Genomic DNA, 6,864 nt, shown 5'->3' with positions numbered 1-6,864 from the left:
CCAAGGATTTCATTACCAGCATAGTACTTGGACTAAAAAACTAGAAAAAATGAACATTAAACAAAGTATGTCAAGAAAAGGAAATTGTCTAGACAATTCACCTATGGAAAACTTCTTTGGAATATTAAAACAAGAAATGTACTATGGAGAAGATTTTAAAAATTATGATGAGTTAAAAATGAAAATAGAAAAATATATTAAATGGTACAATGAAGATAGGATTAAGACGAAATTAAACGGAATGTCTCCTGTTATGTACAGATTACATTCCGCTTAAAATATTATTAAATTATTCCGTGTTTACGGGTTCAGGTCATTGTTCTCCTCTTTTTTTTTGTATAAAATTGTAAAATATTTTTAATTAATTTAATTATTACAAAATGTTTAAATGTTGTTAAAAAACTTACAAAAGGGTTAAAAATTATTTTGGATTTTAACCTTTTTGTAACTTTTTGTGCTATAATACTTTCAGGACGGTAAAATAATGATAAAATTTAGTTATGTAAACAAGAAATATTCTCATAACATTGTCGCTTTAGATAGTATAAATTTACATATACAAAAAGGCGAATTTGTTTTTATAACAGGACCTAGTGGTGCTGGAAAATCCACCGTGACAAAGTTAATCCTTAAAGAAATAGATCCAGATGGCGGGAAAATAATGCTTGATGGTGAAGACATTACAAAAGTTTCTAGAAGGATGATACCAGAGATAAGAAAAAGTGTTGGGGTGGTATTTCAAGATTTTAGATTATTAGAGAATAGAAATATTTATGAAAATATAGAATTTGTACTAGATGTACAAGGATTCAGCAGAAAAGAAAAGAAAAAAAGAATAGATGAAGTTCTAGACTTGGTTAGATTATCACACAGAGCTAAGTCTTATCCAAATGAGTTATCAGGTGGGGAAAGACAAAGAGTATCAATAGCGAGAGCTATAGCTATAAATCCTAAAGTCATATTAGCTGACGAACCTACAGGAAACTTGGATCCAGATACTGCTTGGGAAATAATTACATATTTTGAAGACATCAATAAAACTGGAACTACAATAATTATAAATACACATTCAAAAGAGATTGTAGACAAAATGAATAAACGTGTAATTACTTTCGATAAAGGACATATAATAAGAGATTCGATTGGAGGTTATGCAGATGAAATTGATTAGGAAACTATATAACACCTTAATCGAAGGAATAAAAGGTATATGGATACATAAGAATTTAGGAGCTACATCAATAACTTCAATTTTCTTCACTCTTTTTATAACTGGATTGATTATAATAATTGTGGTGACTGTTAATAGTATTGCCTTAAAAATTCAAACTAAAGTAAATGATGTAGAAATCTTTATTAAAAACGAAGCTACAGTAGTTCAAACTGCTGAGCTTGAAAACAAAATAAACTCCATTGATATAGACAAAACTGTAGAGTATAGATCTTCAGAGGAAGCTTTGGAAATCATGAAAGAAAGCTGGAAAGATAATGCTGATTTGCTTGATAATGTTGAAGCAGAAGGATTATTACCAGCATCATTTATAGTTAAGGTTACAAATATTGATGAAGCAGATGATTTTGTTAAACAAATAGAAAATGAAGAAATAGTTGAAGATGTAAACTATTATAAAGACCTTGTAAATCAAGTTTCTAAGTTATCATATTATTCTAAACTTTTTGGGATAATACTAGTAGTTTTATTAATGGTTGTTTCTTTATTTATAATAGCAAATACAATTAGATTGACGGTTATATCTAGGATACATGAAATTGCAGTAATGAAATATGTAGGAGCTACAAATAGTTATATATTAATACCATTTTTAATTGAAGGTATATTTTATAGTTTATTAGCTTCAGGATTAAGTTATCTAGCTGTATATAATTTGTATGCATTTGTATATGAACATTTTGGAGTTCAAATAGCAAATAATTATCCAATTGTAAGTTTGATTACACCACATACATTTAGATTAAGTTTGCTACAAATATTATTGTCATTAGGATTAGGTATTGGGGTATTAGGATCAGTATTATCTATAAGGAAATATTTGTTAGACAGAGAGGTTAATTATGTCAGATAAAAGTAAGTTTATAAAGGCGTCAGCGCTTATTGTTGCTTGTGCAATTTCTTTTAATACAGTTAATGTAAGTGCATCAAGCCTTAATACAAAATTAAATAACGCTCAAAATCAAGTCAATAGCATTGATGGTCAGATATATAAACAAAACAATGCTATAAATGAAGTTCAAGAAAAAATTAATAAACAAATTACAGAAAAGCAATCTGTTCAATCTATTCTTGATACTTTATCATCACAAAGACTAGATTATGAAGAAAAAATTGGTATTATAAATGCTGAAATACAAAAATCAGTTGGATTGATATATGAACTAAATGAACAAATAATTGATATTAATAATGATATAAAAACTAAAGAAGTTGAGATTGATAAAGTTAAAGAAAATATTAAATCAACTACAGAATTATTAAGAGACAGATTAAGAGTTATGTATAAGTTAGGTGATGCAGAAAAGGTAGAAATTCTATTAGCGTCAAAAGATATAAATGACTTCTTAAGTAGAAATAAGATGATGACAACTATTACTGAATATGATCAAAATCTTATTCAAACACTAAAAGAACAAAAATCTAAGCTTGACAAATTAGTTACAGAATTAAATGGAAAGAAAAAAGCTCTAGAAATTGCTGAAAAGAATGCTAAAGAAGAAAAGGAACAACTTGAAACTAAAAGACAAGCTCAAAATGCGCTTCTAGAACAAATAAGAAAAGATGAAGCAACTAATTATGAACTTTTAGAGTCTCTAAATACAAAGCTTGAAGAATATGAAAATCATCTTAATGAAAAACTTGATGAAAAATCCAAATTATCTGCTCAAAAATCATCTATAAATTCAGAAATCGCACGTTTAGAAAGTGAAATTGAAGCGAATAGATTAGCAGAACAAAGACAAAGAGAAAAAGAATTACTTGAACAATTAGCAAAGAGAAAAGAAGAAGCTAGAGAGGTTGAAGAGCAAATAGAAAAAGCCCCAAGTTATTCTGGAGCGACCTTTGCTTGGCCAACAGTAAATACATATATATCTGCTTACTTCATGGATCCAACATATCAATTTGGACCAGCGCATAAAGGTATAGATATCCCTGCTAATACAGGATCTCCAATTTTTGCAGCTGAATCTGGAGTTGTAATTGAATCCGAATATAGTTATGCTGGATGGGGAAATCAAGTTTTAATAGATCACGGAAATGGTTTATGGACAAGATATGCTCATATGGATACATTACCACCAGTTCATGTTGGACAACGTGTATCTAGGGGTCAATATATAGGTCCTATAGGAGATACAGGATATTCATTTGGATCACATCTACACTTTGAAGTATGGAAAAATGGAGTTAGAGTGGATCCAATGCCATATTTAAGATAAAATTATAGAAAACTATACTAAAAAGACAGAAAATTTAATTAAAGATTTTCTGTCTTTTTTTATATTAAAGTCTGCAAATATTTATTTTTTAATTAATTAAATATTATATTAGTGTTATAATAAAAGATATATTAAATATTGGAGAAGAAATATGAAGAAAAAATTATTACTAACAATATCAATTTTAACGTTAAGTTTGAGTTTATCTTCTTGTTCAAATTTTTTAAATTATCCTAAGGAAGAAATACAAAGTGGAAAAAATGAAACTCAAACTAATGAAGGTACTGATACTTTAAATAAAAGTAAAGAAATAGATTATTCACAAGTAATGTCAAATGTGCAAAAGTTACAAGAAATGATTAATGAAAAGTTCTTAGATGTAAATGATGCAGATGTTGATCTAGAGCTTGGTATTTATAAAGGTGTTATGGAATCACTTAAAGATCCATATTCTGAATACTACAGTGAAGAAGAATTTAAGGCTTTAAATGAACAAACTGCTGGAGAATTTGGTGGAATAGGTGTTGAAGTTACATTAAATGAAAATGGCTTAATAGAAATTGTATCTCCAATTAAAGGAACACCGGGAGAAAAGGCTGGATTACGTACAGGAGATATAATAACTCATATTGAAGGAGAATCTGTAAATGGATATAGCTTAAATCAAGCAGTTACTTTAATGAGGGGTGAAGCAAATACAGATGTAAATATTACAATACTTCGTGGAACAGGTAAAAATCAAGAAGTAAAAGATTTTAAGATTACAAGAGCGATAATAGAAGTTGAGTCTGTACATTCACAAATGTTAGATAATAATATTGGATATGTTTTACTGACTGGATTCCAAGAAAGAACTGCAAAAGATTTTAAAACTGCTGTTGATAGTTTAATTAGTAAAGGAGCAAAAAGTTTAATACTTGATTTACGTAACAATCCAGGAGGTCTATTAGACCAAACAGTAGAAATAGCTGACTATTTAATGGATGAAGCAACAGTTATATCTGTTAGATATAAAAATGATAAAAATAATGAAGATATTAAAGTAAAAGATGGGAAAATGGATATTCCAATGATAACTTTAATAAATGGTGGTTCAGCTTCAGCTTCTGAAGTACTGTCTGGAGCTTTACAAGACAATAAGAGATCATTGATTGTTGGAGAACTTTCATTTGGAAAAGGAATTATTCAACAAATTTATCCAATTAATAATAATGGAAAAAAAGAAGGTGTAAAAATTACAGTTGCTGAATTTTATACTCCAAATGGAAAGCAAATACACAAAGTAGGTATTTCGCCAGATTATGAAGTGAAAATACCAGATGGTGTAACAAAAATTGGAGTTGAGAATTTAGAAGATGATACACAATTACAAAAAGCAATTGAATTGTTGAAAGAATAAGTTTTCATTAAAAAAAGAAAGTAGTAAAATGAGTAAATTCGATTTAAAATCAAAATTTAAGCCTATGGGTGATCAACCTCATGCTATAAATACATTGGTTGATGGAATAAATAAAGGTGATAAATTTCAAACATTAAAAGGGGTAACAGGCTCTGGAAAGACTTTTACCATGGCGAATATTATACAAAAAGTTAATAGGCCTACATTGGTATTGGCACATAATAAAACTCTTGCATATCAGTTATATCAAGAGTTTAAAGAGTTTTTCCCGAATGATTCTGTTGAATATTTTGTTTCTTATTATGATTATTATCAACCAGAAGCATATGTATTTGCAACAGACACATATATTGCTAAAGACTCATCTGTTAATGATGAAATTGATAAGATGCGACATTCAGCAACAGCAGCGTTATTTGAAAGAAGAAATGTAATCATAGTTTCATCTGTTTCTTGTATATATGGTATTGGTTCTCCAAGTGAATACAAGACTATGTCTGTATCATTGAGACCAGGTATGCAATTAGAAAGAGATGAATTATTAAAAAAATTAATAGGAATTCAATACAACAGAAATGATATAGATTTTGCACGTGCTACTTTTAGGGTAAGAGGAGATATTGTAGATATCTTTCCGGCAGAAGCAACAGAAAATATATATAGAGTAGAATTTTTTGGTGATGAAATTGATAGAATTACTGAATTAAACTATTTGACTGGTGAAGTAATAGCAAAAATGAATCATATTATGGTATTTCCGGCATCTCATTATGTTACTTCAAGAGATAGAATAAATAAAGCTGTTGAAACAATTAGTGAAGAACTTCAAGAGAGAATACAATGGTTTAAAGAAAATAATAAACTTTTAGAAGCGCAGAGAATAGAACAAAGAACACTTTATGATATAGAAATGCTTCAAGAAGTCGGATTCACTTCAGGAATTGAAAATTACTCTAGACATTTAGATCAAAGACCTGCTGGTTCTAGACCATATACATTACTTGATTTTTTTGAAGGGGATTGGTTGCTTATGGTTGATGAATCACATGTTACAATGCCGCAAGTAAGAGGGATGTACGAAGGAGATAGATCTAGAAAACAAAACTTAGTTGACTATGGTTTTAGGCTACCATCAGCACTTGATAATAGGCCACTTAAATTTAATGAGTTTGAAAAATTAATAGATCAAGCAATATTTGTATCCGCAACTCCAGGAAATTATGAAAAAGAACATCAAGAAATAGAGGTTGAACAAATAATTAGACCAACAGGATTAATAGATCCACCTGTTGAAGTAAAACCTACTAAAAATCAAATCGATGATTTAATAAATGAAGTTCAAAAAACAACTGAAATGGGATATAGAACATTAATAACTACATTAACTAAGAGAATGGCTGAAGATTTGACTGATTTTATGAAAGATCATGGAATGAAGGTTACATATCTACATTCAGATATAGATACAATTGAGAGAGTTGAAATATTAAGAGATTTGAGACTTGGTAAATATGATATTTTAGTAGGGATTAACTTGCTTAGAGAAGGGCTTGATTTACCAGAAGTTGCTTTGATTGCAATAATGGATGCGGATAAAGAAGGGTTTTTACGTTCTGAAACATCATTAGTTCAGACTATTGGTAGAGCAGCAAGAAATGTTGATGGTAGAGTTATAATGTATGCGGATAGTATTACAAATTCTATGAAATTAGCTATTGATGAAACGAATAGAAGAAGAAGTATACAAATGGCTTATAACGAAAAACATAATATTGTACCAAAATCAATCATCAAAGATATTACTGAAATTACAACAGTTTCAATGGCAGCTGAAGACGAAGAAGTTTATGACATTAGAACGACAGATATTGATTCTAATCAATTGCATCAAATAATTGTAAATCTTGAAGAAGAAATGATGAAATCAGCAGAATTATTAGATTTTGAAAAAGCTGCAGAATTAAGAGATCAAATTAAGAAACTTAAGAGTGAATATGGAATATAGAGGAGTA

6 protein-coding genes are annotated in these 6,864 nt (G+C 28.9%); all 6 read left to right on the top strand.

What is annotated here, in order from left to right:
• Positions 1–277 (top strand): IS3 family transposase (locus tag G534_RS0101765; protein WP_027347585.1); only part of this gene is annotated, 277 nt, incomplete at its 5' end.
• 207 nt (positions 278–484) lie between these two features.
• Positions 485–1,171, top strand: coding sequence for a cell division ATP-binding protein FtsE (gene ftsE / locus G534_RS0101760; RefSeq protein ID WP_027347584.1), 687 nt, complete (start codon positions 485–487; stop codon positions 1,169–1,171).
• Positions 1,158–2,084, top strand: coding sequence for a permease-like cell division protein FtsX (ftsX, locus tag G534_RS0101755; RefSeq protein ID WP_027347583.1), 927 nt, complete (start codon positions 1,158–1,160; stop codon positions 2,082–2,084). Before ftsE ends, ftsX begins: the two co-directional genes overlap by 14 nt.
• Positions 2,074–3,453: a murein hydrolase activator EnvC family protein gene (locus G534_RS08330; protein WP_051177376.1), complete on the top strand. Its 1,380-nt coding sequence runs from the start codon at positions 2,074–2,076 to the stop codon at positions 3,451–3,453. The genes ftsX and G534_RS08330 overlap by 11 nt, the downstream gene beginning before the upstream one ends.
• Positions 3,454–3,604: 151 nt before the next feature.
• Complete coding sequence (locus tag G534_RS0101745; RefSeq protein ID WP_034595841.1) at positions 3,605–4,852, top strand: S41 family peptidase; 1,248 nt, start codon at positions 3,605–3,607, stop codon at positions 4,850–4,852.
• A gap of 28 nt (positions 4,853–4,880) precedes the next feature.
• The gene (uvrB, locus tag G534_RS0101740) at positions 4,881–6,857 is read left to right on the top strand and encodes an excinuclease ABC subunit UvrB (protein WP_027347581.1); all 1,977 of its coding nucleotides are present in this window, start codon (positions 4,881–4,883) and stop codon (positions 6,855–6,857) included.
• Positions 6,858–6,864 lie beyond the last annotated feature (7 nt).

Origin of the sequence: Helcococcus sueciensis DSM 17243 (genome assembly GCF_000423145.1) — a bacterium.
Taxonomy (GTDB): domain Bacteria; phylum Bacillota; class Clostridia; order Tissierellales; family Peptoniphilaceae; genus Helcococcus; species Helcococcus sueciensis.
The sequence above is the reverse complement of the archived record's forward strand: the minus strand, read 5'-3'. Positions and strand labels throughout refer to the sequence as shown.

What these genes read in the sequence shown, in the direction of transcription:
- ftsE (WP_027347584.1), top strand. Translation starts at nt 485, where the DNA reads ATGATAAAATTTAGTTATGTAAACAAGAAATATTCTCATAACATTGTC.
- G534_RS0101745 (WP_034595841.1), top strand. Translation starts at nt 3,605, where the DNA reads ATGAAGAAAAAATTATTACTAACAATATCAATTTTAACGTTAAGTTTG.
- uvrB (WP_027347581.1), top strand. Translation starts at nt 4,881, where the DNA reads ATGAGTAAATTCGATTTAAAATCAAAATTTAAGCCTATGGGTGATCAA.
- ftsX (WP_027347583.1), top strand. Translation starts at nt 1,158, where the DNA reads ATGAAATTGATTAGGAAACTATATAACACCTTAATCGAAGGAATAAAA.
- G534_RS08330 (WP_051177376.1), top strand. Translation starts at nt 2,074, where the DNA reads ATGTCAGATAAAAGTAAGTTTATAAAGGCGTCAGCGCTTATTGTTGCT.